Origin of the sequence: Klebsiella sp. K47, assembly GCF_051858335.1 — a bacterium.
GTDB classification, from domain to species: domain Bacteria; phylum Pseudomonadota; class Gammaproteobacteria; order Enterobacterales; family Enterobacteriaceae; genus Klebsiella; species Klebsiella pneumoniae.
This window is the reverse complement of the sequence record NZ_JBPYUI010000007.1, coordinates 94,320-117,737: the sequence shown is the minus strand read 5'-3', so window position 1 is coordinate 117,737 and position 23,418 is coordinate 94,320. Positions and strand designations below refer to the sequence as shown.

Annotated in this window: 23 protein-coding genes and 1 pseudogene; 11 read left to right on the top strand and 13 right to left on the bottom strand. The window is 57.3% G+C overall.

Going from position 1 to position 23,418, the window contains the following annotated elements:
* Positions 1–27: 27 nt before the first annotated feature.
* From rnd to RRF55_RS08975, 5 genes are all read right to left on the bottom strand, one after another.
* Positions 28–1,143 carry a ribonuclease D gene (rnd, locus tag RRF55_RS08995; protein WP_004148826.1) on the bottom strand — a complete coding sequence of 372 codons (1,116 nt, stop codon included), beginning with the start codon at positions 1,141–1,143 and terminating at the stop codon, positions 28–30.
* A gap of 81 nt (positions 1,144–1,224) precedes the next feature.
* Complete coding sequence (gene fadD / locus RRF55_RS08990; RefSeq protein WP_064153335.1) at positions 1,225–2,910, bottom strand: long-chain-fatty-acid--CoA ligase FadD; 1,686 nt, start codon at positions 2,908–2,910, stop codon at positions 1,225–1,227.
* A gap of 205 nt (positions 2,911–3,115) precedes the next feature.
* Positions 3,116–3,697, bottom strand: coding sequence for a Slp family lipoprotein (locus RRF55_RS08985; protein WP_002910905.1), 582 nt, complete (start codon positions 3,695–3,697; stop codon positions 3,116–3,118).
* A gap of 38 nt (positions 3,698–3,735) precedes the next feature.
* On the bottom strand, positions 3,736–4,431 hold the full coding sequence (gene tsaB, locus RRF55_RS08980) for a tRNA (adenosine(37)-N6)-threonylcarbamoyltransferase complex dimerization subunit type 1 TsaB (protein WP_004151443.1): 696 nt from the start codon (positions 4,429–4,431) through the stop codon (positions 3,736–3,738).
* A gap of 145 nt (positions 4,432–4,576) precedes the next feature.
* Entirely contained in the window at positions 4,577–6,487 is a 1,911-nt protein-coding gene (locus RRF55_RS08975) for an ATP-dependent DNA helicase (protein ID WP_004175456.1), read from the bottom strand.
* A 130-nt stretch (positions 6,488–6,617) separates the two neighbouring features.
* Here RRF55_RS08975 and RRF55_RS08970 point away from each other — a divergent pair, with 130 nt between their 5' ends.
* A complete protein-coding gene (locus RRF55_RS08970; RefSeq protein WP_002910910.1) occupies positions 6,618–6,962 on the top strand; it encodes a RidA family protein in 345 nt (114 codons plus the stop codon).
* On the opposite strand, the gene RRF55_RS08965 is transcribed toward RRF55_RS08970, so the two are convergent.
* Positions 6,963–7,148, bottom strand: coding sequence for a YoaH family protein (locus RRF55_RS08965; protein WP_004145519.1), 186 nt, complete (start codon positions 7,146–7,148; stop codon positions 6,963–6,965).
* Between the two features lie 88 nt (positions 7,149–7,236).
* On the opposite strand from RRF55_RS08965, the gene pabB reads away from it, so the two are divergent.
* From pabB to RRF55_RS08945, 4 genes are all read left to right on the top strand, one after another.
* Complete coding sequence (gene pabB / locus RRF55_RS08960) at positions 7,237–8,592, top strand: aminodeoxychorismate synthase component 1 (protein ID WP_004145520.1); 1,356 nt, start codon at positions 7,237–7,239, stop codon at positions 8,590–8,592.
* Between the two features lie 3 nt (positions 8,593–8,595).
* A complete protein-coding gene (locus RRF55_RS08955) occupies positions 8,596–9,174 on the top strand; it encodes a CoA pyrophosphatase (RefSeq protein WP_032432438.1) in 579 nt (192 codons plus the stop codon).
* Between the two features lie 162 nt (positions 9,175–9,336).
* On the top strand, positions 9,337–10,701 hold the full coding sequence (gene sdaA, locus RRF55_RS08950; protein ID WP_004151445.1) for an L-serine ammonia-lyase: 1,365 nt from the start codon (positions 9,337–9,339) through the stop codon (positions 10,699–10,701).
* A 182-nt stretch (positions 10,702–10,883) separates the two neighbouring features.
* Positions 10,884–12,467: an EAL domain-containing protein gene (locus RRF55_RS08945; RefSeq protein WP_032416254.1), complete on the top strand. Its 1,584-nt coding sequence runs from the start codon at positions 10,884–10,886 to the stop codon at positions 12,465–12,467.
* Between the two features lie 33 nt (positions 12,468–12,500).
* On the opposite strand, the gene yoaE is transcribed toward RRF55_RS08945, so the two are convergent.
* On the bottom strand, positions 12,501–14,060 hold the full coding sequence (gene yoaE / locus RRF55_RS08940) for a CNNM family cation transport protein YoaE (protein ID WP_004145524.1): 1,560 nt from the start codon (positions 14,058–14,060) through the stop codon (positions 12,501–12,503).
* A gap of 446 nt (positions 14,061–14,506) precedes the next feature.
* Here yoaE and manX point away from each other — a divergent pair, with 446 nt between their 5' ends.
* The 5 genes from manX (at position 14,507) to mntP (ending at position 18,705) form a co-directional block, all read left to right on the top strand.
* Positions 14,507–15,478, top strand: coding sequence for a PTS mannose transporter subunit IIAB (gene manX / locus RRF55_RS08935; RefSeq protein WP_002910917.1), 972 nt, complete (start codon positions 14,507–14,509; stop codon positions 15,476–15,478).
* A 56-nt stretch (positions 15,479–15,534) separates the two neighbouring features.
* A complete protein-coding gene (locus tag RRF55_RS08930; RefSeq protein WP_002910918.1) occupies positions 15,535–16,335 on the top strand; it encodes a PTS mannose/fructose/sorbose transporter subunit IIC in 801 nt (266 codons plus the stop codon).
* 12 nt (positions 16,336–16,347) lie between these two features.
* On the top strand, positions 16,348–17,199 hold the full coding sequence (locus RRF55_RS08925) for a PTS mannose transporter subunit IID (RefSeq protein ID WP_004145526.1): 852 nt from the start codon (positions 16,348–16,350) through the stop codon (positions 17,197–17,199).
* Positions 17,200–17,261: 62 nt separating this feature from the next.
* Complete coding sequence (locus RRF55_RS08920) at positions 17,262–17,720, top strand: DUF986 family protein (RefSeq protein WP_002910920.1); 459 nt, start codon at positions 17,262–17,264, stop codon at positions 17,718–17,720.
* A gap of 418 nt (positions 17,721–18,138) precedes the next feature.
* Positions 18,139–18,705 (top strand): manganese efflux pump MntP, encoded by a 567-nt coding sequence (gene mntP / locus RRF55_RS08915; RefSeq protein WP_021312761.1) that lies wholly within the window; start codon positions 18,139–18,141, stop codon positions 18,703–18,705.
* 3 nt (positions 18,706–18,708) lie between these two features.
* On the opposite strand, the gene rlmA is transcribed toward mntP, so the two are convergent.
* The 6 genes and pseudogenes from rlmA to mgrB all read right to left on the bottom strand — a co-directional run bounded on the left by rlmA (position 18,709) and on the right by mgrB (position 22,966).
* Complete coding sequence (gene rlmA / locus RRF55_RS08910; RefSeq protein ID WP_064153311.1) at positions 18,709–19,503, bottom strand: 23S rRNA (guanine(745)-N(1))-methyltransferase; 795 nt, start codon at positions 19,501–19,503, stop codon at positions 18,709–18,711.
* A gap of 61 nt (positions 19,504–19,564) precedes the next feature.
* Positions 19,565–21,313, bottom strand: coding sequence for a peptidoglycan glycosyltransferase FtsI (gene ftsI / locus RRF55_RS08905; protein ID WP_002910924.1), 1,749 nt, complete (start codon positions 21,311–21,313; stop codon positions 19,565–19,567).
* A gap of 187 nt (positions 21,314–21,500) precedes the next feature.
* Positions 21,501–21,710: a transcription antiterminator/RNA stability regulator CspE gene (cspE, locus tag RRF55_RS08900; RefSeq protein WP_001062678.1), complete on the bottom strand. Its 210-nt coding sequence runs from the start codon at positions 21,708–21,710 to the stop codon at positions 21,501–21,503.
* An 85-nt stretch (positions 21,711–21,795) separates the two neighbouring features.
* Positions 21,796–21,867 (bottom strand): annotated as a pseudogene (locus tag RRF55_RS08895) (DUF2627 domain-containing protein); the annotation flags it as partial.
* A gap of 590 nt (positions 21,868–22,457) precedes the next feature.
* The gene (locus RRF55_RS08890) at positions 22,458–22,748 is read right to left on the bottom strand and encodes a YebO family protein (RefSeq protein WP_002911374.1); all 291 of its coding nucleotides are present in this window, start codon (positions 22,746–22,748) and stop codon (positions 22,458–22,460) included.
* Positions 22,749–22,822: 74 nt separating this feature from the next.
* Entirely contained in the window at positions 22,823–22,966 is a 144-nt protein-coding gene (gene mgrB / locus RRF55_RS08885; RefSeq protein ID WP_002911375.1) for a PhoP/PhoQ regulator MgrB, read from the bottom strand.
* A gap of 159 nt (positions 22,967–23,125) precedes the next feature.
* Between mgrB and RRF55_RS08880 the strand changes: the two genes are divergently transcribed.
* Entirely contained in the window at positions 23,126–23,365 is a 240-nt protein-coding gene (locus RRF55_RS08880; RefSeq protein ID WP_004145533.1) for a YobH family protein, read from the top strand.
* Positions 23,366–23,418 lie beyond the last annotated feature (53 nt).

Below are 23,418 nucleotides of genomic sequence, written 5' to 3'. Positions count from 1 at the left end.
TTTTAATGGTCTGAACCTGGCCGCGAACTAGCGCGGATAGTCGTTTAACAGCCTCTTCAGCCGCTCGGCCATCAGCTCCCCGCGCCAACCGGAAATCAGCTCAGGTTCACCGGCTTGCGTTTTCAGCTGCCAGTGCCAGTTCAGCAGCTGGTTGATCTGCCGACGCGACGCCAGCAGCTCCGCGCTTACGCCCTTCTCCGTGCTCACTTCCTGCACCAGCGCTTTAATATCTTTAAAGGCTTTGCGGTAGCCCGGCATATCGATCAGGTTCTGCAGCGGCGCCGGCAGGGCCGACTCCGGCAGCGCCTGCGCTTTTTCGACCAGGCTAATCAGCGTTTTGCCGTGGAAGCGAATTTCGCTACCGGACAACCCGAGGCTGTCGAGCTCGCCCAGGCTGGTGGGCATATAGCGCGCCACGCTCCACAGATGCTCTTCCCGCACCACAAAGTTTACCGCCAGGTCGCGCTCGCGCGCTTTGCGCAGGCGCCACTCCGCCAACAGCTGCAGACAACCCAGCTGGCGGGTACGCAGCTGCCAGGCGTTGCCGATATCGCGCCAGGCCTCGGCCGGGTCGACCACCTCCTGACGACGCTGCTGCATCACGCGGCACTCGTCGAGCGCCGCCGGCAGCCAGCCAGCGCGATCGGTCTCCGCCATTAACTGGCTGGCGATCGGCAGCAGATACCAGACGTCGGCCGCGGCATATTCACACTGACGCTCAGTCAGCGGGCGCGCCAGCCAGTCGGTGCGGGATTCGCTTTTATCCAGCGCTACCCCGGAATACTCTTCCACCATCGAGGCGAAGCCCCAGGACATTGGGCGGCCGCAGAAGGCCGCCAGGATCTGGGTGTCAATCAGCGGCTGCGGCATCAGGTTAAATGCATTAAGGAAGACTTCTAAATCTTCGCTGCCGGCATGCAGGTATTTAGTCACATCCTGGTTGAGCAGCAGGTCGCGCATCGGCGCCCAGTCGTTAATCGTCAAGGGATCGATCAGAGAGACCTGCTGGCCGTCGAACAGCTGCAGCAGGCCCAGCTGCGGGTAATAGGTGCGGGTGCGGACAAATTCCGTATCCAGAGCGACGGCGGAGGCCGCGCTTGCCGCTTCGCAGACAGCGCGCAGGCCATCGTCGGTGGTGATCATCTGATAGTTCAAAGCATACTCTCTTAACTTGCGCCCATAAAAAACGCCGGCGTAGCCGGCGTCAGGCGACTCATTCGTTACTTAGCCTTTATTGTCCACTTTAGCGCGCGCTTCGTCACGCAGTTCTCGCCGCAAAATTTTCCCGACGTTGGATTTCGGCAGTTCGTCACGGAATTCCACCAGCTTCGGCACCTTGTATCCGGTCAAATGGCGACGGCAGAACGTAATCAGCGCCTCTTCGGTTAACGCAGCATCTTTCTTGACTACGAAAATCTTCACCGCTTCGCCGCTGCTGCCGGACGGCACGCCGATGGCCGCCACTTCCAGCACCCCGCTATGCTGCATGACCACATCTTCGATTTCGTTCGGATAGACGTTAAAACCCGACACCAGGATCATATCTTTTTTGCGATCGACGATGCGCAGGAACCCTTCTTCATCCATCACCGCGATATCCCCGGTATGCAGCCAGCCGTCTTTGATAATCTCATCCGTCGCGTCAGGGCGCTGCCAGTAGCCCAGCATCACCTGCGGCCCTTTAATACAGAGCTCGCCCGGCTGACCCGGCGCCACTTCGTTATCATCATCATCCACCAGTTTGGCTTCGGTGGAAGGCACCGGCAGGCCAATGCTGCCGCTGTGGTAGTCAATATCGTGCGGGTTAACGCTGACCAGCGGGGAACACTCTGTCAGGCCGTAGCCCTCCAGCAGATATTGCCCGGTCAGTTTTACCCAGCGCTCGGCCACCGCCTGCTGCACCGGCATCCCACCGCCGGCGGACAAATGTAGCGAGGAGAAATCAAGCTGCTGGAACTCTTTGTTGTTCAGCAAGGCGTTGAACAAGGTATTGACCCCGGTCATGGCGGTAAAAGGATACTTCGCCAGCTCCTTCACCAGCCCGGGGATATCGCGTGGGTTGGTGATCAGCAAATTTTGCCCGCCCAGTTCGATAAACAGCAGGCAGTTCATGGTCAGGGCGAAAATATGATACAGCGGCAGCGCGGTCACCACGAACTCTTTGCCGCGATGCAGCAGCGGGCCGTAGGTGGCATTGACCTGCTCGAGGTTAGCCAGCATATTGCGGTGGGTTAGCATCGCACCTTTGGCCACGCCGGTGGTACCCCCGGTGTACTGCAGAAACGCCAGATCTTCCGCAACGATCTCCGGCTTGACGTACTGCATGCGATAGCCGTGCTGCAACGCGCTGCGAAACGAGATGGCGTCCGGCAGGTGGTACTTCGGCACCAGGCGCTTAATGTACTTGACCACAAAGTTCACCAGCGTACCTTTGGCGGTGGAAAGCTGGTCGCCCATGCGCGTCAGGATCACATGCTGGACCTGAGTTTTCGCCACCACTTTTTCCAGGGTATGGGCAAAGTTGGAGACTATGATGATCGCCGCCGCGCCGCTGTCGTTGAGCTGATGCTCCAGTTCGCGCGGGGTATATAAGGGGTTGACGTTAACCACGATCATCCCGGCGCGCAGGATGCCAAACAGAGCCACCGGATACTGCAGCAGGTTAGGCATCATCAGGGCCACGCGATCGCCCTTCTGTAACCCCAACCCCTCCTGAAGATAAGCGGCGAAGGCGCGACTACGCTCCTCCAGCTTACGGTAGGTCATCACTTCACCCATATTGATAAACGCCGGTTGGTCGGCGTAGCGGGTGGTGGCATGTTCAAACAGTTCAACCAGGGATTGATAGCGGTCAGGATTTATCTCCGCCGGAACATCTGCGGGATAACGGTTTAGCCAAACCTTTTTCACTGCATCACCTCTGAAATAGTTATTCGTCGTCATCACAGCCCCTGGATAATACATTTTGTTAACATTATATTAACTCAGCGTACCAGTTTATTAATTAGGCAATGAGCAGGTTGCGAAGCGCGTCACTATTTTTTTTCTTATTCGACTGAAAACAAAGAAACAGCGGACCGGCCGCTGTTTCTTTGAACTAACATAAACAACAAAATCATTCGGTTACAACGTTTCTCACCTCAGCAGGGCCGGGATTGTACCAGCCCCAGCCGCCATAGCCGTAGCCCCAGGGGCGCGGACCCAGCATCCACGGGTCGATAGGTTGCGGAGGCATCACCACCTGCTGCACTACGTTCCAGCGCTTGTAGCCGGTGGCGTTCATTAGCATAAATTTATACGGCGTGCTGCCCACCTTGCCGTCAACCACCCCGGCGATCGGTCCGACCACGGTCACTAGTTGACCGCGGAAATCCACCGGATCGAGGAAGCCATTGACGTCAGCAAAAATCCTTCCGCGGGACGGCTCGCCCAGCACTGGCCGCGCGCCGCTGTCCAGCGGTACGGTGGCGATTTCTAAGCGGGTTTTCCCCTGCTGGTTTTGCACATTGACCACCTTACCGCCAAAGCGCGCTTCCTGGCCAACGTACAGCTGCGGGGCGTTCATCACCCGCACTAAATCCTGCTGCGGCGTCGGGCTGGTGCCTTTGATGGCATCCGGCACCGATACGCAGCCGCTTAGCGCAACGGCAACCGCTGCGGCCAGCAGCCAGCGAACGCCCTGTTTTTGACCCGCCATGATGCGACTCCTTTTCTCAGTCTTCTCATTACTGAGATTCACTCGCGGCCTGGAAGTTTCTTCCACGCCACCTCGTTTCGCAAATAAACCGGCTCCGCTTTCTCCACGGCCACGGTTTTCCCCGCCGCCAGCAGGTAACAGGCTAACGGCAGCATATCCTCCGCCGCCGGCAATTCAATTTCGCCGCTGCTTAAGGTCAGTCCGCTCGCTTTCGCCAGATCCGGCCACGCCTGCCATCCGGTGCCGACGGTGGCCCATTCGCCGGAAAGCTGTGCCAGTCGTTCGGCTACCGCGTCCGGTTTGAGCACCGCTTCCGTCTCTTCGCCATGCCAGACGCCCTGCTCGTCGCGCTGGTACTCGGCCCAGTAGACTTCGCCCATACGCGCATCAATGGCCGCCAGCACACGGGTGGCGCCGGTTTTGCGCCAGGCGCCCTGCGCCATGGTGGCCAGCGTGGAAACGCCAATCATTGGCAGTTCGGCGCCCAGCGCCAGCCCCTGGGCGATACCGATGCCGATGCGCACGCCGGTAAAGCTGCCCGGACCGCGGCCAAAGGCCAGCGCGTCCAGCTCGCTCAGCGTGGTGCCGCTCTCGGTGAGGACCTCCTGCACCAGCGGCAGGATACGTTGGGTATGTTCGCGGGGACAAATTTCGAAATGAGCACTAAGGGTGCCATCATTCCACAGAGCCGCGGAGCAGGCCTCTGTGGCGGTATCGATAGCCAAAATTCGCATGGGTGGTCACGCTCTCGTTACATAGTTCAGGCCTTCAGGCAGCCTGCTTTCCGGCAAACGGCCAACCCGCCGCCATGCCGCCCGAAGTCTATTGGGAACCGCTAATTAACAAAATGGCGCGCAGCTTAACACATTTTAGTGCGGATTACCTTGCCGGCGGTACGGCGAGAAAGCGCACCGCCCGACGGATATCGCGGGTTCGCGGCGCCGGCGGCAGACTGGCCAGGAACACCGCGCCGTAGGGGCGCATCACCAGCCGGTTGTCGCAGATCACCAGCACCCCGCGATCGTCGATATCGCGGATCAGGCGACCCACCCCCTGCTTGAGGGTGATCACCGCATCCGGGAGCTGCACTTCATCGAAGGGATCGCCGCCGCGCAGCCGGCAATCTTCCATCCGCGCTTTTAGCAGCGGATCGTCCGGCGAGGTGAACGGTAGCTTATCGATAATCACCAGCGACAGCGCGTCGCCGCGCACATCGACTCCCTCCCAGAAGCTGCTGGTAGCCACCAGCAGCGCGTTGCCGGCGCTGACGAACTGCTGCAGCAGCTGGCCTTTACTGGTCTCGCCCTGCAGCAGCACCGGTAGCGTCATGGTGGCGCGGAACTGCTCCGCCAGATCGCGCATCATGGCGTGCGAGGTGCACAACATAAAGCAGCGACCGTCGTTGGCCTCGATCAGCGGCTTGAGCATCGCCGCCAGGTGTCGCGCTGCGCCGGGCTGGTTCGGCAGGGGTAGGTTGCGCGGCACGCAGAGCAGCGCCTGGTGCTGATAGTCAAAAGGACTCGGCAGCAGCAGAGTCTGCGCCTCGTCGATCCCCAGCCGGGCGGTAAAGTGATGCAGATCGTCGTTCACCGACAGCGTCGCCGAGGTAAAGATCCAGCTCCCCGACTTCTGCGCCATCACCTCTTTAAACTTCTCGGCCACGGTCAGCGGCGTCAGCGCGAGAGTAAAGTGGCGCGAGGTACACTCATACCAGTAGCTGTAGCCCGGCTGGTTGATCTCTTTCAACCGCTTCAGGCGCCCGCGATAGAGGGTGGCGCGCTCAAAAGCGGCGTCGAGCAGCGCCGAGCGACCCAGCGAAAGTTTGGCGACGTCATAGCATAGCTCGAGCGCGTCATCGAGCAGCAGCAGCGCTCGCTGAATGTGGCTGTCCGCCAGCAGCTCGCGCAGATTGCCGCGGTAGCCCGGGTCTCCCAGCTGCAGGCGGAAATCCTGCGCGCTTTGCGCCAGGCGGTCGGCGCATTTTTGCAGCTGCTGAGTGTCTTTCAGTTCGGTGCGGTAGGCAATGGTGATGTCTTTCGCCAGGTCCAGCAGCTGGCGGCTGGAGAGCGACTGGCCAAAGTACTGACTAGCGATATCCGGCAGCTGATGGGCTTCATCGAAGATCATCACTTCCGCCTCGGGGATCAGCTCGGCAAAGCCGCTCTCTTTGACCACCATATCGGCCAGAAACAGGTGATGGTTGACCACCACCACGTCGGCGTCCATCGCTTTTTTACGCGCCTTCACCACGAAGCAATCTTTATACAGTGGGCAGTCGCTACCGAGACAGTTATCGTTGGTGCTGGTGACCAGCGGCCAGGCCTGAGAGTCTTCCGCGACGCTGGCGCAGGTGCTGATATCGCCATCCTGAGTTTGATTCGACCAGGAGCGCAGGAGGATCACATCGCTGAGGGTTTGCACCGGCAGATCGCCGCCCGCCAGCGCCTGCTGCTCAAGACGTTCGAGACACAGGTAGTTGGAGCGCCCTTTGAGCAGCGCCAGTTTCCCGGTGAATTTGAGCGCTTTGGCGACGGTGGGCAGATCGCGGCTGTAAAGCTGATCCTGCAGCGCTTTCGAGCCGGTGGAGATAATCACCTTTTTTTTCGCCCGCAGCGCAGGCGCCAGGTAAGCGTAGGTTTTACCGGTTCCGGTCCCCGCTTCCACCACCAGCGGCCGGGAGGCCTCAATCGCTTCGCTGACCGCCACCGCCATCTGGCGCTGCGGCTCGCGCGGTTTAAATCCCGGTATGGCTTTGGCTAGCTGGCCGTCTGCTGCAAAATCGTCGATCACATTGCCCCCTGGTTATTTGGACAGTGATTATGTCAGGGAGGACGGCGTTTCGCCAGTCCGGGTAGTGACGCGAGCGGCACATTATGGCAGTCTTGCCGCAGCCGAATGGAATGCTTAAAGAGGAAAAGCAATGACAATTACGCGTATTGATGCCGAAGCCCGTTGGTCAGACGTGGTGATCCACAACCAGACCCTGTACTACACCGGCGTGCCGGCAAATCTCGATGCCGACGCTTTCGAGCAGACCGCCAATACCCTGGCGCAGATTGACGCGGTGCTGGAAAAACAGGGCAGCGACAAGTCGCGTATTCTTGACGCCACCATCTTCCTCGCCGATAAAAGCGACTTTGCGGCGATGAATAAAGCCTGGGACGCGTGGGTGGTGGCTGGTCACGCCCCGGTACGCTGCACGGTGGAAGCGACGCTGATGAACCCGCAGTATAAAGTTGAGATCAAAATTATCGCCGCGGTGTAATTACTCGTCCTCATCCTCATCTTCAAAGCGCGCAACGATCTGCTCGCCGGTATGCGTTGCGCGCAGCTCTTCCGCCACCAGGGCAATCGCCTGGCCGCTGCTTATCCCCTGAGCCATTAGCTCATGGATACGTTCGACCGCTTTTTGCTGTTGCTCGTGGCTCAGCGAAGGTAAACCTGCAAACATCTTTTACTCCTGCTACATTGTGGGGCGTAATTATTTCACGCCGTCCCCAACTACGCCAGAGGGGCGGCAACGTTCAGGATCGAGAAAGATGTTGTCCCCCGCGATTATTACCCTGCCCTGGCGCCCGGATGCGGCCGAACACTATTTTGCGCCGTTAAGCGCCCTGCCCTGGGCGATGCTGCTGCATTCCGGCTTTGCCGACCATCCGCATAACCGCTTTGATATTCTGGTGGCTGCCCCGCGCGCCACGCTGCTGACGCGCGGTGAACAGACGTGGGTCGACGACGGCGAAACCGTTGTTGTCTCAGCGGAAGATCCGCTGCAGCTCCTGCAGCAGCAGTTGGATCGTCAGCCGTTCACGCCGCAACCCCATGACGATCTGCCGTTTCTCGGCGGCGCGCTGGGATTATTCGGTTACGACCTGGGCCGTCGCTTTGAGCGTCTCCCTTCGCACGCGCAGGCCGATATCGCGCTGGCGGATATGGCGGTGGGGATCTATGACTGGGCGCTTATCGTCGACCACCAGCGCCAACAGATATCGCTGCTCAGCTATGACGACCCGCAGCAGCGTCTACAGTGGCTGGAGGCGCAAACGCCGACGCCGGGTGAAACCTTCGCCCTGACCTCTGCCTGGCAGTCAAATATGAGCCGCCAGCAGTACGGCGAAAAATTTCGCCAGGTACAGGCCTATCTGCACAGCGGCGACTGCTATCAGGTCAACCTCGCCCAGCGTTTTCAGGCCAGCTACGTCGGTGATGAATGGCAGGCCTTCCGCCAGCTGAACGCCGTCAACCGCGCCCCCTTTAGCGCCTTTATTCGCCTCGATGAAGGGGCGATTTTAAGCCTGTCGCCGGAGCGCTTTATCCAGCTGCGCCAGGGGGAGATCCAGACGCGGCCGATAAAAGGCACCCTGCCGCGGCTCGATTCGCCGCTGGCAGATGCGCAGCAGGCTGAGAAGCTGGCGAATTCGCCGAAAGATCGCGCCGAGAATTTAATGATTGTCGACCTGATGCGCAACGACATCGGCCGCGTCGCCGTCCCGGGCAGCGTGCGGGTCCCCGAGCTGTTCGTGGTGGAGCCGTTCCCGGCGGTCCATCATCTGGTCAGCACCATCACCGCCCGCCTGCCAATGACGCTGCACGCCAGCGACCTGCTGCGCGCCGCCTTTCCCGGCGGCTCGATCACCGGCGCGCCGAAAGTGCGGGCGATGGAGATTATCGATGAACTGGAGCCCCAGCGTCGCAACGCCTGGTGTGGGAGCATTGGCTACCTGAGCTATTGCGGCAATATGGATACCAGCATCACCATTCGCACCCTGACGGCATGGCAGGGACAGCTGTACTGCTCCGCCGGCGGCGGAATTGTGGCGGATAGCGAGGAAGCGGCGGAATATCAGGAAACTTTTGATAAAGTTAATCGTATCCTGCAGCAACTGGAGAACTAGACCATGGTGGATCGCGCCCTTAATCTGGATGATTTTCTGTCCCGCTTTCAGCTTCTGCGCCCGCAGCCTTCGCGCCATGCGCTCAATCAGCGGCAGGCGGCGGTGCTGGTGCCGATCGTGCGCCGGCCGCAGCCCGGCCTGCTGCTGACCCAGCGTTCGCCGCTGCTGCGCAAGCACGCCGGCCAGGTCGCCTTTCCCGGCGGCGCAGTAGATAATACCGACGCGACGCTTATCGCCGCCGCCCTGCGCGAAGCTCAGGAAGAGGTGGCGATCCCGCCGGAGGCGGTCGAGGTGATCGGCGTCCTGCCGCCGGTGGACAGCGTTACCGGCTTTCAGGTGACGCCGGTGGTGGGCATTATTCCCCCGGATCTGCACTATCACGCCAGCCAGGACGAAGTCTCCGCGGTATTTGAAATGCCGCTCGCCGAAGCCCTGCGCCTTGGGCGCTACCATCCGCTCGATATCCACCGCCGGGGCAACGACCACCGCGTCTGGCTCTCCTGGTACCAGCATTATTTTGTCTGGGGAATGACCGCCGGAATCATTCGCGAGCTGGCGCTGCAAATTGGCGCACGTCCTTAGCTATACTGATAATGAGAGGGCGCTCTCATTATTAGTAAAATCGCGGTTAGCCATTAGTTTAATTCATGTGAATAGTTGAACTGACAGGGCGCTTCCCTCTTACACTATGCGCAGTTATTACATCGTTACCGCACCCGCGGTAACCCTGTCAGGAGTATTATCGTGATTAGTCTATTCGACATGTTCAAGGTGGGGATTGGTCCCTCATCTTCCCACACTGTTGGCCCGATGAAGGCCGGAAAACAGTTCGTCGATGACCTGGTCGAAAAAGGATTGCTTAATGCAGTGACTCGTGTGGCGGTTGACGTCTACGGTTCACTGTCATTAACCGGCAAAGGCCACCATACGGACATCGCCATTATCATGGGACTGGCGGGCAATCAGCCCGATACGGTCGATATTGACGCGATCCCGGCTTTTATCCGTGACGTCGAAGCGCGCGGTCGTCTGCTGCTGGCCAACGGCCAGCATGAGGTCGACTTCCCGGCGGATGACGGCATGCGTTTTCGCAGCGACAACCTGCCGCTGCACGAAAACGGCATGACCATTCACGCCTGGGCCGGCGAGAAAGAGATCTACTGCAAGACCTACTACTCGATCGGCGGCGGCTTTATTGTCGACGAAGAGCACTTCGGCAAGGAAAACGCCAACGAACTGCAGGTGCCCTACCCATTTAAATCGGCGCAGGAAATGCTGGCCTACTGCAAAGAGACTGGCCTGTCGCTCTCCGGGATGGTGATGCAGAACGAGTTGGCTCTGCACAGCAAAAAAGAGATCGAGGATTATTTCGCCAACGTCTGGCAGACCATGCGCGCCTGTATCGACCGCGGGATGAACACCGAGGGCGTGCTGCCTGGCCCGCTGCGCGTACCGCGTCGCGCCTCGGCGCTGCGTCGTCTGCTGGTGGCCAGCGATAAGCTCTCCAGCGATCCAATGAACGTTGTTGACTGGGTCAATATGTTCGCGCTGGCGGTCAATGAAGAGAACGCCGCCGGCGGTCGCGTGGTAACCGCGCCGACCAACGGCGCCTGCGGCATCGTTCCGGCGGTACTCGCCTATTACGATCACTTTATCGAGTCCGTCAGCCCGGAGATCTATATTCGCTACTTTATGGCCTGCGGGGCGATCGGCGCGCTGTATAAGATGAATGCGTCCATTTCCGGCGCGGAAGTCGGCTGTCAGGGCGAGGTGGGCGTCGCCTGCTCGATGGCGGCGGCGGGCCTGGCTGAACTGCTCGGCGCCAGCCCGGAACAGGTTTGCGTGGCGGCGGAGATCGGCATGGAACACAACCTCGGCCTGACCTGTGATCCGGTCGCCGGCCAGGTGCAGGTGCCATGTATTGAACGTAACGCCATCGCTTCCGTCAAGGCGATCAACGCCGCGCGAATGGCGATGCGCCGCACCAGCGAACCGCGCGTCTCGCTCGATAAGGTGATCGAGACCATGTATGAAACCGGTAAAGACATGAACGCCAAGTACCGCGAAACCTCGCGCGGCGGCCTGGCGATTAAAGTTCAGTGTGACTAAACTTTTCGTGCCCCTCTGCGCCTGCAAAGCGCGCAGGGGGTTAACCCTGGTGACTGAAATCTCCCTGATGCGCCTTCAACGGCGCATTTTCTTTTTTCTATACCTGGCGATATTCTGCCACTACACTTGCTCTATAAAATAAGCCACGCTTAACCACTCGTCCTGTCGACAGGGTGTCGCACATGCAGACTGCACAAAAAGTCATTACGGCCTATCGTCACAAACGCATTATTGTCTGCCTGCTGGTAGCCCTGGCGACCCTGGGCGCCACATTAGCCATCCGATTTATTTCGCAGCGCAGCGTAAATGAAGATTATATTCGCACGGCCGCCAGCCAACGGGTGGCGGCGCTCAATGACATCTTGCGCCCGCTAAGCGCGCAGCGAGCCACCCTGCTCCCTCTGGTGGGCAAACCCTGCCCTGATATCCATCTGACGCTGCGCAAAATGGCGGCCTCGTTGCAAACCATTCGTTCCGTCGCCCTCGTCACGTCAGGTATCGTTTACTGTTCCAGTATTTTTGGCCCGCGACAGGCAGACTTACATCGCCTGCAGCCCGCGCTTCCTGCGCCCCGCCCTCTGCTGCTCTTCTCGAACGACAGCTCCTTGCTCAAAGGCTCGCCGGTACTGATCCAATGGTATCCAGCCGCGGAGAGCGGCCTGGACGGCGTGATGCTGGTGGTGAATATTGAGCTGCTGGGAACCTTAATTCTTAATGAAAAATCGGCCCTGATCAGCGACGTCAGCCTGCAGGTTGGCGATCGTTATTTTAGCAGCCGCCATGGGCTTCTCGAAAAAACGCATGTCCCGCAGGGCACGGTGATTTATCGCCAGCGCTCTACGGAGTTTCCGTTTACTGTCAATATTAACGGCCCTGGCGCCTCGGCGATTGCGCTTGAGGAGCTGCCCGGCGAGCTGCCGCTGGCGCTGATTTTTAGCCTGCTAATGACCGGCATCGCCTGGCTGGCCACCGCCGGCAGAATGAGTTTCTCGCGGGAAATAAGCCTTGGCATTTCGGCCCGGGAGTTTGCCCTCTGGTGCCAGCCGCTGCAGGATGCGCGCAGCGGCCGCTGCTGCGGGGTGGAGATCCTGCTGCGCTGGAATAATCCCCGCCGTGGGACGATTTCGCCGGAGGTATTTATCCCCATCGCCGAAGGCAATAATCTGATCATCCCTCTCACCCGCTATGTGATTGCCGAAACCGCTCGCCGCCTGGACGCTTTTCCTCGCGACCGCCATTTTCACATCGCGATCAATGTCGCCGCGCGCCATTTCGCTAACGGACTCCTGCTGCGCGACCTGCACAATTACTGGTTCAGCGTGGATCCGGTGCAGCAGCTGGTGGTCGAGCTAACCGAACGCGATGTCCTGCAGGATGGCGACCAGCATATGGCCGAACATCTGCACTTTAAAGGCGTACAGCTGGCGATCGATGATTTTGGTACCGGCAATACTTCGCTCTCATGGCTGGAAAAGCTGCGCCCGGACGTCCTGAAGATCGACCGCTCGTTCACCAGCTCGGTCGGCATAGATAGCGTGAACGCGACGGTGACAGATATTATTATCGCCCTCGCCAACCGCCTGCATATTGTTACCGTTGCCGAAGGGGTGGAGACGCTGGAGCAGGAAAACTACCTGCGTAGCCACGGCGTCGATGTGCTGCAGGGGTTTTATTATGCGCGGCCGATGCCGGTGGAGGCGTTCCCGGCGTGGCTGGCCAGCAGGGAGGAGAGTGAGAGTGAGGGTGAGAGCGAGACGACAGAATAACTCGCCGGCCGCAGCGGCCGGCGAGCCTGGCGATTACTCTTCTTCGTCGCTCGGCGGACGAGTGACCACCGCGCGCACCAGATCGACCCGGTAATCATTCGCTTCCACTACGGTAAAATGCAGCGGCGGAAGCGACACGACGTCGCCAATGCGCGGGATATGACCATTAGCGGAGATCACCAGCCCGGCAACGGTGGCAATATCCTCATCGTCATTGATCAGTGGATCCAGCCCCAGCGCCTGCTGCAGCGCATGCAGGTCGGTCGACCCCTTAATAAGCCAGCCATCGCCATCGATGACAATCTCTGGCGTCTCATCAGCGTCCGGGAATTCACCGGCGATGGCTTCAAGGACGTCCAGCGGCGTGACCAGCCCCTGCACCACGCCAAATTCATTAGTTACGATGACGAAGCTGCCGCGCGCCCGACGCAGGACCCCGAGCAGATTGATCGGGTCCAGCGTTTCCGGAACGACAATTGCCGGGGAGGCAGAAGCCAGCGCCGCGACGTTTTCCCCCGACTCCAGGGCCACCAGCATCTCTTTCGCCCGCACGATACCAATGATTTCATCCAGCTCTCCGCGGCAGACCGGGAAGAGGCTGTGCGGCGACGACAGCAGCTGACGACGAATTTCATCTTCACTCTGCTCAGCGTCGACCCAGCTGATTTCTCCGCGCGGGGTCATGATGCTGCGCAGGGAGCGCTGGGCCAGGGTCAGCACGCCGTTAATCATGTAGCGCTCTTCTTCCGCAAAGGCGCCCTCAGGAACGGGCACCGCGGCTGGACTGTCTGCGTCATGGCTGACGGAGGCCTGTTTGCGGCCGCCCATCAGGCGCAGGATGGCATCCGCGGTCCGAGCGCGCAGCGGCAGCGTCGACTGGTGGCGAACAAAGTTACGGCGCGCCACCTGGTTAAAGAACTCGATAATGATCGAGAAACCGATCGCCGCGTACAGATACCCTTTTGGAATATGGAAGCCAAACCCTTCCGCCACCAGGCTAAGGCCAATCATCAACAGGAAGCTCAGACAGAGCACGACCACCGTCGGGTGCTGGTTGACAAAGCGCGTCAACGGCTTGGAGGCCAGCAGCATCAAGATCATCGCGATCACCACCGCCGCCATCATCACCGGCAGATGGTTAACCATCCCGACCGCCGTGATCACGGCGTCCAGGGAGAAGACGGCATCCAGCACCACTATCTGCAATACTACTACCCAGAAACTGGCATAGCCTTTACCGTGACCGGCATCGTGCTGGCGGTTTTCCAGCCGTTCATGCAGCTCGGTTGTCGCCTTAAACAACAAGAAGATCCCGCCGAGCAGCATGATGAGATCGCGCCCGGAAAAGGAGAAATCGGCGATGGTAATCAGTGGTTTCGTCAGCGTTACCATCCAGGAGATGACCGACAGCAGCCCCAGGCGCATCACCAGCGCCAGTGACAGGCCGATCAGACGCGCTTTATCGCGCTGCTTCGGCGGCAGTTTGTCCGCCAGGATGGCAATAAACACCAGGTTGTCGATACCGAGCACAATTTCCAGAACGATAAGCGTCAACAGGCCGGCCCAGATTGAGGGATCCATTAACAATTCCATGTACGACTCCGGTTTGCGGCAAGGTCAGTCATCGCCATGCCATGCAGGGGCGCGACACCAGGTGCTGAAAGAAATGCGGGATACGTAGAGGTGGCAATCAGATGCCAGAAAGTGAAAAGACGTCGATGACGGTCCATACTGCGGGCTATGCCCTATACTCCTGAGTAATTAAACGGAAGTTAAACATAGCAAAATATAGATCGAAATTGGAAATAATTTACCTGAATTTGCAATAACTAAGGCTATTTTTTGCGCTGCAAAATTATTCGCAGACGATACGTGATTAACGGATCTTCATCACATTAATTATTTTTTCACTGTCTAAAATAATTCGCGGTAGTAACTATTTTCTATCTTACACCCTAACTGAATCGATTTTGTCCTCAAGAGTGATTCAGGATGTATCAAAGCAGATGATGCATTCACGATAATAAAGGAGGTAGCAAGTGACGATTGCTATTGTAATAGGCACACATGGTTGGGCTGCAGAACAGCTGCTGAAAACAGCAGAAATGCTGTTGGGCGAGCAGGAAAACGTTGGCTGGATCGATTTCGTTCCGGGTGAAAATGCCGAAACGTTGATCGAGAAATACAACGCCCAGTTGGCAAAACTGGATACCAGTAAAGGCGTGCTGTTTCTCGTCGATACATGGGGAGGCAGCCCTTTCAACGCTGCTAGCCGCATTGTCGTCGATAAAGAGCATTACGAAGTTATCGCCGGCGTCAATATCCCGATGCTGGTGGAAACCTTCATGGCCCGCGACGACGATCCTTCCTTTGATGAACTGGTCGCCTTAGCGGTTGAAACCGGCAGCGAAGGCGTGAAAGCGCTTAAAGCCAAACCGGTGGAAAAAGCGGCCCCTGCGCCCGCGCCTGCCGCAGCGCCAAAAGCCGCCGCACCGGCCAAACCCATGGGCCCGAACGACTACATGGTAATTGGCCTTGCGCGTATAGACGACCGTCTGATCCATGGTCAGGTCGCCACCCGCTGGACCAAAGAGACTAACGTTACCCGCATCATCGTTGTCAGTGATGAAGTGGCCGCGGATACCGTGCGTAAAACTCTGCTGACCCAGGTTGCGCCGCCGGGCGTCACCGCTCACGTGGTGGATGTGGCCAAAATGATCCGCGTCTACAACAACCCCAAGTATGCCGGACAGCGCGTTATGCTGCTGTTTACTAACCCGACCGACGTTGAACGTATCGTCGAGGGCGGCGTGAAAATCACCAGCGTCAACATCGGCGGTATGGCGTTCCGCCAGGGTAAAACCCAGGTTAACAACGCGATTTCAGTCGATGCCAAAGATATTGAGGCGTTTAAAAAGCTGAACGCCCGCGGTATCGAGCTGGAGGCACGTAAAGTGTCCACCGACCCGAAACTGAAAATGATGGATCTGATCGCTAAGGTTGATAAATAACCCGGCGGATCGCGCCCCAGTTTTCACTTTAAGACTTAATCAACAGGAGAAGTACAATGGAGATTACCCTTCTTCAGATTGTGCTGGTGTTCATCGTCGCGTGTATTGCGGGTATGGAGTCGGTACTTGATGAATTTCAGTTCCACCGTCCTCTGATCGCCTGTACGCTGATCGGCGCCGTTCTCGGCGATATGAAAACCGGTATTATCATCGGCGGTACGCTGGAGATGATAGCCCTGGGCTGGATGAACATCGGTGCGGCGGTAGCCCCTGATGCCGCGCTGGCGTCCATTATTTCCACCGTCCTGGTTATTGCCGGCCATCAGAGCATCGGCGCCGGTATCGCGCTGGCTATCCCGCTGGCGGCGGCAGGCCAGGTGCTGACCATCATCGTGCGCACCATCACCGTGGCCTTCCAGCACGCGGCGGATAAAGCGGCGGAGAATGGCAACCTGACCGCCCTGTCGTGGCTGCACGTCTCGTCCCTGTTCCTGCAGGCGATGCGTATCGCTATCCCGGCCGTTATCGTGGCGATTTCCGTCGGCACCAGCGAAGTTCAGGGCCTGCTGAATGCTATCCCGGAAGTGGTCACCAGCGGTCTGAACATCGCCGGCGGTATGATCGTGGTTGTCGGTTATGCAATGGTCATCAACATGATGCGCGCAGGCTATCTGATGCCGTTCTTCTACCTCGGCTTCGTCACCGCCGCCTTCACCAACTTCAACCTGGTGGCCCTGGGCGTGATTGGTGCGGTCATGGCAATCCTCTACATCCAGCTGAGCCCGAAATATAACCGCGTCGCCGGTGCGCCGGCTCAGGCGGCTGGTAACAACGATCTCGATAACGAACTGGACTAACAGGTGAGCGAAATGGTTGATATGACTAAAAATACCACCGAGAAAAAACTCACACAGAGTGATATTCGTGGCGTGTTCATTCGTTCTAACCTGTTCCAGGGTTCATGGAACTTCGAACGTATGCAGGCGCTGGGGTTCTGCTTCTCTATGGTTCCGGCGATTCGTCGTCTGTACCCGGAGAACAACGATGCGCGTAAGCAGGCAATTAAGCGTCACCTTGAGTTTTTCAACACCCACCCTTACGTTGCCGCTCCGGTACTGGGCGTAACCCTGGCGATGGAAGAGCAGCGCGCCAATGGCGCAGAGATTGACGATGGCGCTATCAACGGCATCAAAGTCGGTCTGATGGGACCGCTGGCCGGCGTTGGCGACCCGATCTTCTGGGGTACCGTGCGTCCGGTGTTTGCAGCCTTAGGCGCCGGGATCGCGATGAGCGGTAGCCTGCTCGGTCCTCTGCTGTTCTTTATCCTGTTCAACGCGGTGCGTCTGCTGACCCGTTACTACGGTGTCGCCTATGGTTATCGCAAAGGCGTGGATATCGTTAAAGATATGGGCGGCGGCTTCCTGCAGAAACTGACTGAGGGGGCGTCAATCCTCGGCCTGTTTGTCATGGGGGCGCTGGTTAACAAGTGGACGCATGTGAACATTCCGATGGTGGTGTCAAAAATCACCGGCTCTGACGGACAGGTTCACGTCACCACGGTGCAGACTATCCTTGATCAGCTGATGCCTGGTCTGGTGCCGCTGCTGTTGACCTTCGCCTGTATGTGGCTGCTGCGTAAGAAAGTTAACCCGCTGTGGATCATCGTTGGCTTCTTCGTCATCGGTATCGCCGGCTACGCGGTCGGCCTGCTGGGTCTGTAATTTCCAGGCTGTACGCCGGGGGCTTGCCCCCGGCTTTTTTTTATCAGGAGAAACGCAAAGCAATGACCTTCACGGACCTGGTGATCATCCTGTTTATCCTTGCGCTACTGGCCTACGCGATATATGACCAGTTTATTATGCCGAGGCGAAACGGCCCGGTACTGCTGGCCATCCCCCTGCTTCGCCGCAGTCGCGTTGACGGCATGATCTTTGTCGGCCTCACCGCCATTCTGATCTATAACAACATTACCCAGCACGGCACGGCGATCACCACCTGGCTATTATCTGCGCTGGCGCTGATGGGGCTCTATTTATTCTGGATCCGTACGCCGAAAATCATTTTTAAACCGCGCGGCTTTTTCTTCGCCAACGTGTGGATAGAATATCAGCGGATTAAAGAGATGAATTTATCCGAGGACGGTGTGCTGGTGATGCAATTAGAGCAACGGCGGCTGCTGATACGCGTACGAAATATCGACGATCTGGAGAAGATATACAAACTTCTCATTACAACTCAATGACTTAAAAATATAGCCAGCGCTATATTATTCCCGTTAGCAGCGGAGAAATATTATAGCCACGGCTATATTTCCCGCCTAACCTTATCTTTTTTATTAACTATTTTTTCACTTATAAATTTAAATGAAAATCGTTATCATTTGGTTATTAAAATAGCCCTCTTCTGTTATTGTTTTATATTCTAAAAATATGTTAAGGTTGCGCCCGTCGTTGGGGAGTAGCCGATTTCCTGCCCGCCAGGAAATGTACGTGTCAACATACTCGTTGCAAAACGTGGCACGTACGGGTTGAAGAGATTCAATCAGGCGAGACCATAGATACATCACTGCTGTACGTATTGCTCAGCCATTGAGCGGCTCCGCGTATGTTTACTGGGGGCAGCGATGTGTCATATGGATTATCCCCGGTCAGGACACGCACATGAATTTATCCGCTACCATTCTTCTCGCTTTCGGCATGTCCATGGACGCCTTCGCAGCCTCCATCGGCAAAGGCGCCACCCTGCATAAACCCAAATTTTCAGAGGCAGTACGCACCGGGCTGATTTTTGGCGCCATTGAAACCCTGACACCGCTGGTCGGCTGGGGGCTTGGCATGCTGGCCAGCCAGTTTATCCTCGAGTGGAATCACTGGATTGCCTTTATTTTACTGGTGTTTCTCGGCGGGCGAATGATCGCCGAAGGTTTTCGCGGCGACAGCGACGAGGCGTGCGAGGCGCCTCACCGACATGGTTTCTGGCTTCTGGTCACCACCGCCTTCGCCACCAGCCTTGACGCGATGGCCGTCGGCGTCGGTCTGGCCTTCCTGCAGGTCAGCATTGTGACCACCGCGCTGGCGATCGGCTGCGCCACCTTTATCATGTCGACGCTGGGGATGATGGTCGGTCGCTTTATCGGCCCGCTGCTTGGCAAACGAGCCGAAATTCTCGGCGGTATCGTGCTGATTGGCATCGGCAGCGAAATCCTCTGGAGCCATTTCGCCGGTTAAGCTTTACGCTTCGCGCTGCCAGCCGTGGATCATAAAATCGGTCTGGCAACCAAAGGTCGGCTGCTGACGCAGCGCGGCGTGCACTTCGGCTTTAGCCCGCCATGCGAACGGCGTCATCTGCAGCAGGGCCTGCGCTTCACTTCCCGTCAGGATCATCGGGTAAGCCAGCTGCTGCTGAGCCTCCAGGCGGAACCCCGGCATCGCTTCCGTCTTCAGCTCATGCAGGCGAACTTCATCGTAAATCAGCCCTTTCAGCTCCAGTAGGTGACGGGGACCCGGCGTGGCGGTGATCACCCAACCACCGGGACGCACCACCCGCGCCAGCTCTTCGGCGTTGCAGGGCGCGTAAATGCGCACTACCGCGTCGAAGCTAGCGTCGGAAAATGGCAGGCGCTGGCTGGAGGCCACGCAAAAATTCACCTGCGGGTAGCGTTTTGCCGCCGCGCGGATCGCCGGCTTCGACACGTCCAGCCCCCAGCTGCGGCTGGCGATGGCGGCAAACGCGTGGGTGTAATACCCCTCGCCACAGCCGATATCCAGTAAATCCGTAGGGGCGTAATGTCGCAGCCGCTCAGCGATAGCATCCCGTAGCGGCTGATAATGTCCGGCGTCGAGGAACGCCCGCCGGGCCTGCATCATTTCGGCGCTATCGCCGGGATCGCGCGACCGCTTGAACTGCACCGGTAGCAGATTGACGTACCCCTCTTTCGCCAGATCGAACTGGTGCCGCTGCGGGCAGGAATAGTGGTTGTCGCTACGGCTGAGCGGCGCGTGACAAAGGGGGCAACTGTATGACATGACGGCTCCGGTGTTGCTGAAAGGGCGAAAGTGTAGCGCTATTCGCCCCTGCAGACCACTGTTACAGCGCCGGCCCCTGTGGGTGGCTATCGTGCATTACGATCAGATTCTCCGCCCCTTGCGGCATGCCGTCCGGCATGACGTTCTCCAGCCGCAGGACATCGCCCATGATCTGGCTGAAGACCGGCGCGGACACAGCGCCGCCGTAATAGGAACCATTGCTCGGATCGTTCATCACCACCACCAGCGCGAACTGTGGTCGACTGGCGGGCGCCACGCCGGCGGTATAGGCCACATACTTATCGATATATTTGCCGTCCGGGCCGATTTTCTTCGCCGTGCCGGTTTTTACCGCCACCCGGTAGTCGCGTACCGCCGCTTTGGTACCGCCCCCGCCCGGGAGCGCCACGCTCTCCATCATATGTTCCACGCTATGCACAATACTCTCCGGCATCACCCGCGTGCCCATCACCGGCGGATCGATGCGGGTAATCGACAGTGGTCGCGCAATGCCGAAGCCGCCGATGGTGGCGTAGACGTGGGCGAGCTGGAGCGGGGTGACCATCAAACCATAGCCGAAGGCGAAGGTGGCGCGATCCAGTTGCCCCCAGTAGCGGCGATGCGGCATCAGCCCGGCGCTTTCGCCGGTCAACCCCAGCCCCGTCGGTTCGCCGAAGCCGAAAGCTTTATAGGTATCGATCAGATGCTGCACCGGCATGGCGAGCGAGAGGTGGGACACGCCGGTATCGCTGGATTTCTGCAGGATCCCGGTCAGGCTCAGCTCCGGATAATAGCCCACATCGCGAATACGATGGCCATCGAGGACGAACGGATGGGTATCCACCACGCTGTCTGGCTGGACAATCCCCTGCTGCAGCGCAGTCATGATCACCAGCGGTTTGACCGTCGACCCGGGCTCGAAGGTGTCGCTGATGGCCCGGTTGCGAAAATCATCCAGCGTCGCGCTATCGCGATTGTTCGGATTGAAGTCCGGATAGCTGGCCATCGCCAGGATCTCGCCGGTATCAATTTTGATCAATACCGCCGCCCCGGACTCTGCTTTGTTCCAGCGGACGGCGTTGTCGAGGGCGTCTTCCGTCACCGTCTGCAGGCGTTCATCAATACTCAGCTGCAGATTATGCGCCGGAACCGGCGGCACTTCGGTAATGTTCTCAATGACATTGCCATGTTTATCTTTACGCACCAGACGTCGCCCGGGTTTACCGGTCAACTGGGCGTTAAAGCTTTTCTCCACCCCTTCGATGCCCTGATTATCAACATTGGTAAAGCCCAGCAGATTGGCAGCCACGTGGCCCGCCGGGTAGAACCGTCGCGATTCATCGCGCAGGTAGACGCCCGGCAGATGCAGTTTATCAATCCACTCTGCCTGCTCGGGATTGATCTGACGCGCCAGATAGAGAAAGCGAGCGTGGGGATGACTCTGTACCCGCTGGGCCAGCTCTCCGAGGTTGAGGTGCAGCGCTTCGGCCATCGCCTGCCAGCGGGGTCCATAGCCCACACCGCCCTTCTCCATAGTGGTCTGCGGGTCGATCCAGATAGCACTGACCGGAACGCTCACCGCCAGCGGCCGTCCTTCCCGGTCGCTGATCATCCCCCGCTCAACCGCTACGGGTTCTTCGCGCAGGGAGCGCATATCTTCTTGTTTTACCAGGTTATCGGGGGAGATAATTTGTAGCCAGCCCACGCGGACCAGCAGCAGCCCCAGACAACCGAGAATGGCCACACACAGTAACCCGAAGCGAATCGGGGTGAAACTGGCGGCGGACTTCGTTTTTTTCTTTAGCACCATAGCTCCGGCATTGTTTTGCAACCAACTGATTTAACAGAAAATTAGCAAAACAGACTGCTACACAATGCTAATAAAGATGAGTATTTGCAACAAGACGCGACGGGAGGGGGAAAAATGACATGCTTTGCAATAAAAATGCAAAAGCCCCGCGCAGGCGAGGCTTTTATACAAGAAGAGTGGTCTTGTATCAGATAGCAGTTACGTTAACTGCAGCCGGACCTTTCTGGCCGTCCTGAATTTCGAACTCAACGTTCTGGCCTTCAGCCAGAGTTTTGAAGCCGTTACCCTGGATAGCGGAGAAGTGTACGAACACGTCTTTGCTGCCATCAGCCGGAGTAATGAAACCAAAACCTTTAGACTCGTTGAACCACTTAACTTGACCTTTAATCTTTGCCATTTGCAAAATTCCTTAGACTGTTTTCTTCGCCTGCTGGCGTTTACCTAGATAAAACTGACACATAACTGCATGAGGCACTAATTTAAGGTTCGGCAGAGAAGCGGTATTCAACGACAACGTGTTTACTCAGGACTTCTTTACTGAAAATGCCACACATAAACAGAACTGTACCTCGTTTAACCCGAAACGTGTTATCACACACTACGTAAATAATGGCAAGCCATTTTTAAACGTGTCTCGATCGTTCGCACAAATTATAAGGTAATCATTTGATCGCCTGCACATTTATGCGTCTTTGCCGCCCCTGGCAAGGCGCTACAGCATCAGCCAATATCGCCCATTCGTTGCCTCATTACTGCAACTTTTTTACCATAGCTCAACAACTTCGCTTCGTCCAGGTATGTCCGTACACGAACTGCTGTAATGTAAGCGTCTGGTGGGCAACGGTGAATATTGATGCGCATAATTCGTTATAACTCCAGGCTAAAAATCGCTAAGCCGTGCCAGTGTAGTGATAATAAAACCTGTTAGTCGTCACGCTAAAAATAGTGCTAATTCTGCACCTTAATAATGAAAAAAAGATGACAGTGTCACGTTACCCAACAATAAACGCGGCGAGAATGACTTTATTTACAGCGTGTAATAAAGAGGATATTGCACTAAGAAAGGAATAATGGAATAAGAATAAGATATTACCGCCCGCTATCATGCAGGTGCGCATCTTATGATGCACACCTGTCGGGCACCTTAACGTTCAGCTACCAGGCGGATAAACTCATCCTCCCCTTTCGCCTTGCCGGCGACGGTCGGCTCAGCCACATCCTCTTTCTCTGGCGCATTAGCTTCGCACAGGCGACGTAACAGCGCATTCTGCCGCTTTTGCTGATCCAGCAACGCTTGCAGCAGCTCTATCTGCTCATTGGCCCGCGAACTGGCGCGGTTGACGAAGAACCATAACAACAGACCGACAAGCAGCAGCGCCACGGACACAGCCAGCGATGCCAGATTTAAAATCCCAGGATTTAGTAACTCACTCATTTCACCACCTCAAAGAGAAGGCGTTCATTCTACCACCCGCGGCGCAGAAGGAAATCAGTCGGCAGAAAAATGTCTTACCACGGAATAAATTTATTAATAGTGCAAATGCCGCTGAAAAACTGAACATCCTGGTCGCACATTACGTTAAGCATCTGAGTCCACAGCAACAGGCAGCCTGCTATGATGACTATCAGTAAAACCCACCGTAATTTTTTCACTCCACTCTCCGCATCAGTACGCAATGTCGCCAGGATAGCACGGCCTTCTTAAACCGCGGCTAACTGTATTACGAAAGGTAAGTTTAGGAATCATCGACTTGTTTCAAAACGTGTTCGTGTCAAAATCAAGCCAGGGATCATACAAATAATGAGGCATCAATGCGATTAATCATTCGTACTATTATCTTGGTGGCTATCTTATGGATTGGCGTATTATTGAGCGGTTATGGGGTGTTATTCCACAGTGAGGAAAACGTCGGCGGTCTGGGTCTTAAGTGCCAATATCTCACCGCCCGCGGAGTCAGCACCGCACTTTATGTTCATTCCGACAGCGGAGTGATCGGCGTCAGCAGTTGCCCTCTGCTGCGTAAAAGCACAACCGTGGTTGATAACGGCTAACATCGAACCGGCGATCGCGACGTAGCGCCGCGGTCGCCAACCCCGTTATCCGC

What these genes read in the sequence shown, in the direction of transcription:
- cspE (WP_001062678.1), bottom strand. Translation starts at nt 21,710, where the DNA reads ATGGCAAAGATTAAAGGTCAAGTTAAGTGGTTCAACGAGTCTAAAGGT.
- RRF55_RS08985 (WP_002910905.1), bottom strand. Translation starts at nt 3,697, where the DNA reads ATGGCGGGTCAAAAACAGGGCGTTCGCTGGCTGCTGGCCGCAGCGGTT.
- RRF55_RS08955 (WP_032432438.1), top strand. Translation starts at nt 8,596, where the DNA reads ATGGTGGATCGCGCCCTTAATCTGGATGATTTTCTGTCCCGCTTTCAG.
- RRF55_RS08925 (WP_004145526.1), top strand. Translation starts at nt 16,348, where the DNA reads ATGGTTGATATGACTAAAAATACCACCGAGAAAAAACTCACACAGAGT.
- RRF55_RS08930 (WP_002910918.1), top strand. Translation starts at nt 15,535, where the DNA reads ATGGAGATTACCCTTCTTCAGATTGTGCTGGTGTTCATCGTCGCGTGT.
- ftsI (WP_002910924.1), bottom strand. Translation starts at nt 21,313, where the DNA reads ATGGTGCTAAAGAAAAAAACGAAGTCCGCCGCCAGTTTCACCCCGATT.
- RRF55_RS08945 (WP_032416254.1), top strand. Translation starts at nt 10,884, where the DNA reads ATGCAGACTGCACAAAAAGTCATTACGGCCTATCGTCACAAACGCATT.
- mntP (WP_021312761.1), top strand. Translation starts at nt 18,139, where the DNA reads ATGAATTTATCCGCTACCATTCTTCTCGCTTTCGGCATGTCCATGGAC.
- RRF55_RS08970 (WP_002910910.1), top strand. Translation starts at nt 6,618, where the DNA reads ATGACAATTACGCGTATTGATGCCGAAGCCCGTTGGTCAGACGTGGTG.
- pabB (WP_004145520.1), top strand. Translation starts at nt 7,237, where the DNA reads ATGTTGTCCCCCGCGATTATTACCCTGCCCTGGCGCCCGGATGCGGCC.
- RRF55_RS08965 (WP_004145519.1), bottom strand. Translation starts at nt 7,148, where the DNA reads ATGTTTGCAGGTTTACCTTCGCTGAGCCACGAGCAACAGCAAAAAGCG.
- RRF55_RS08880 (WP_004145533.1), top strand. Translation starts at nt 23,126, where the DNA reads ATGCGATTAATCATTCGTACTATTATCTTGGTGGCTATCTTATGGATT.
- tsaB (WP_004151443.1), bottom strand. Translation starts at nt 4,431, where the DNA reads ATGCGAATTTTGGCTATCGATACCGCCACAGAGGCCTGCTCCGCGGCT.
- RRF55_RS08920 (WP_002910920.1), top strand. Translation starts at nt 17,262, where the DNA reads ATGACCTTCACGGACCTGGTGATCATCCTGTTTATCCTTGCGCTACTG.
- yoaE (WP_004145524.1), bottom strand. Translation starts at nt 14,060, where the DNA reads ATGGAATTGTTAATGGATCCCTCAATCTGGGCCGGCCTGTTGACGCTT.
- rnd (WP_004148826.1), bottom strand. Translation starts at nt 1,143, where the DNA reads ATGATCACCACCGACGATGGCCTGCGCGCTGTCTGCGAAGCGGCAAGC.
- RRF55_RS08890 (WP_002911374.1), bottom strand. Translation starts at nt 22,748, where the DNA reads ATGAGTGAGTTACTAAATCCTGGGATTTTAAATCTGGCATCGCTGGCT.
- rlmA (WP_064153311.1), bottom strand. Translation starts at nt 19,503, where the DNA reads ATGTCATACAGTTGCCCCCTTTGTCACGCGCCGCTCAGCCGTAGCGAC.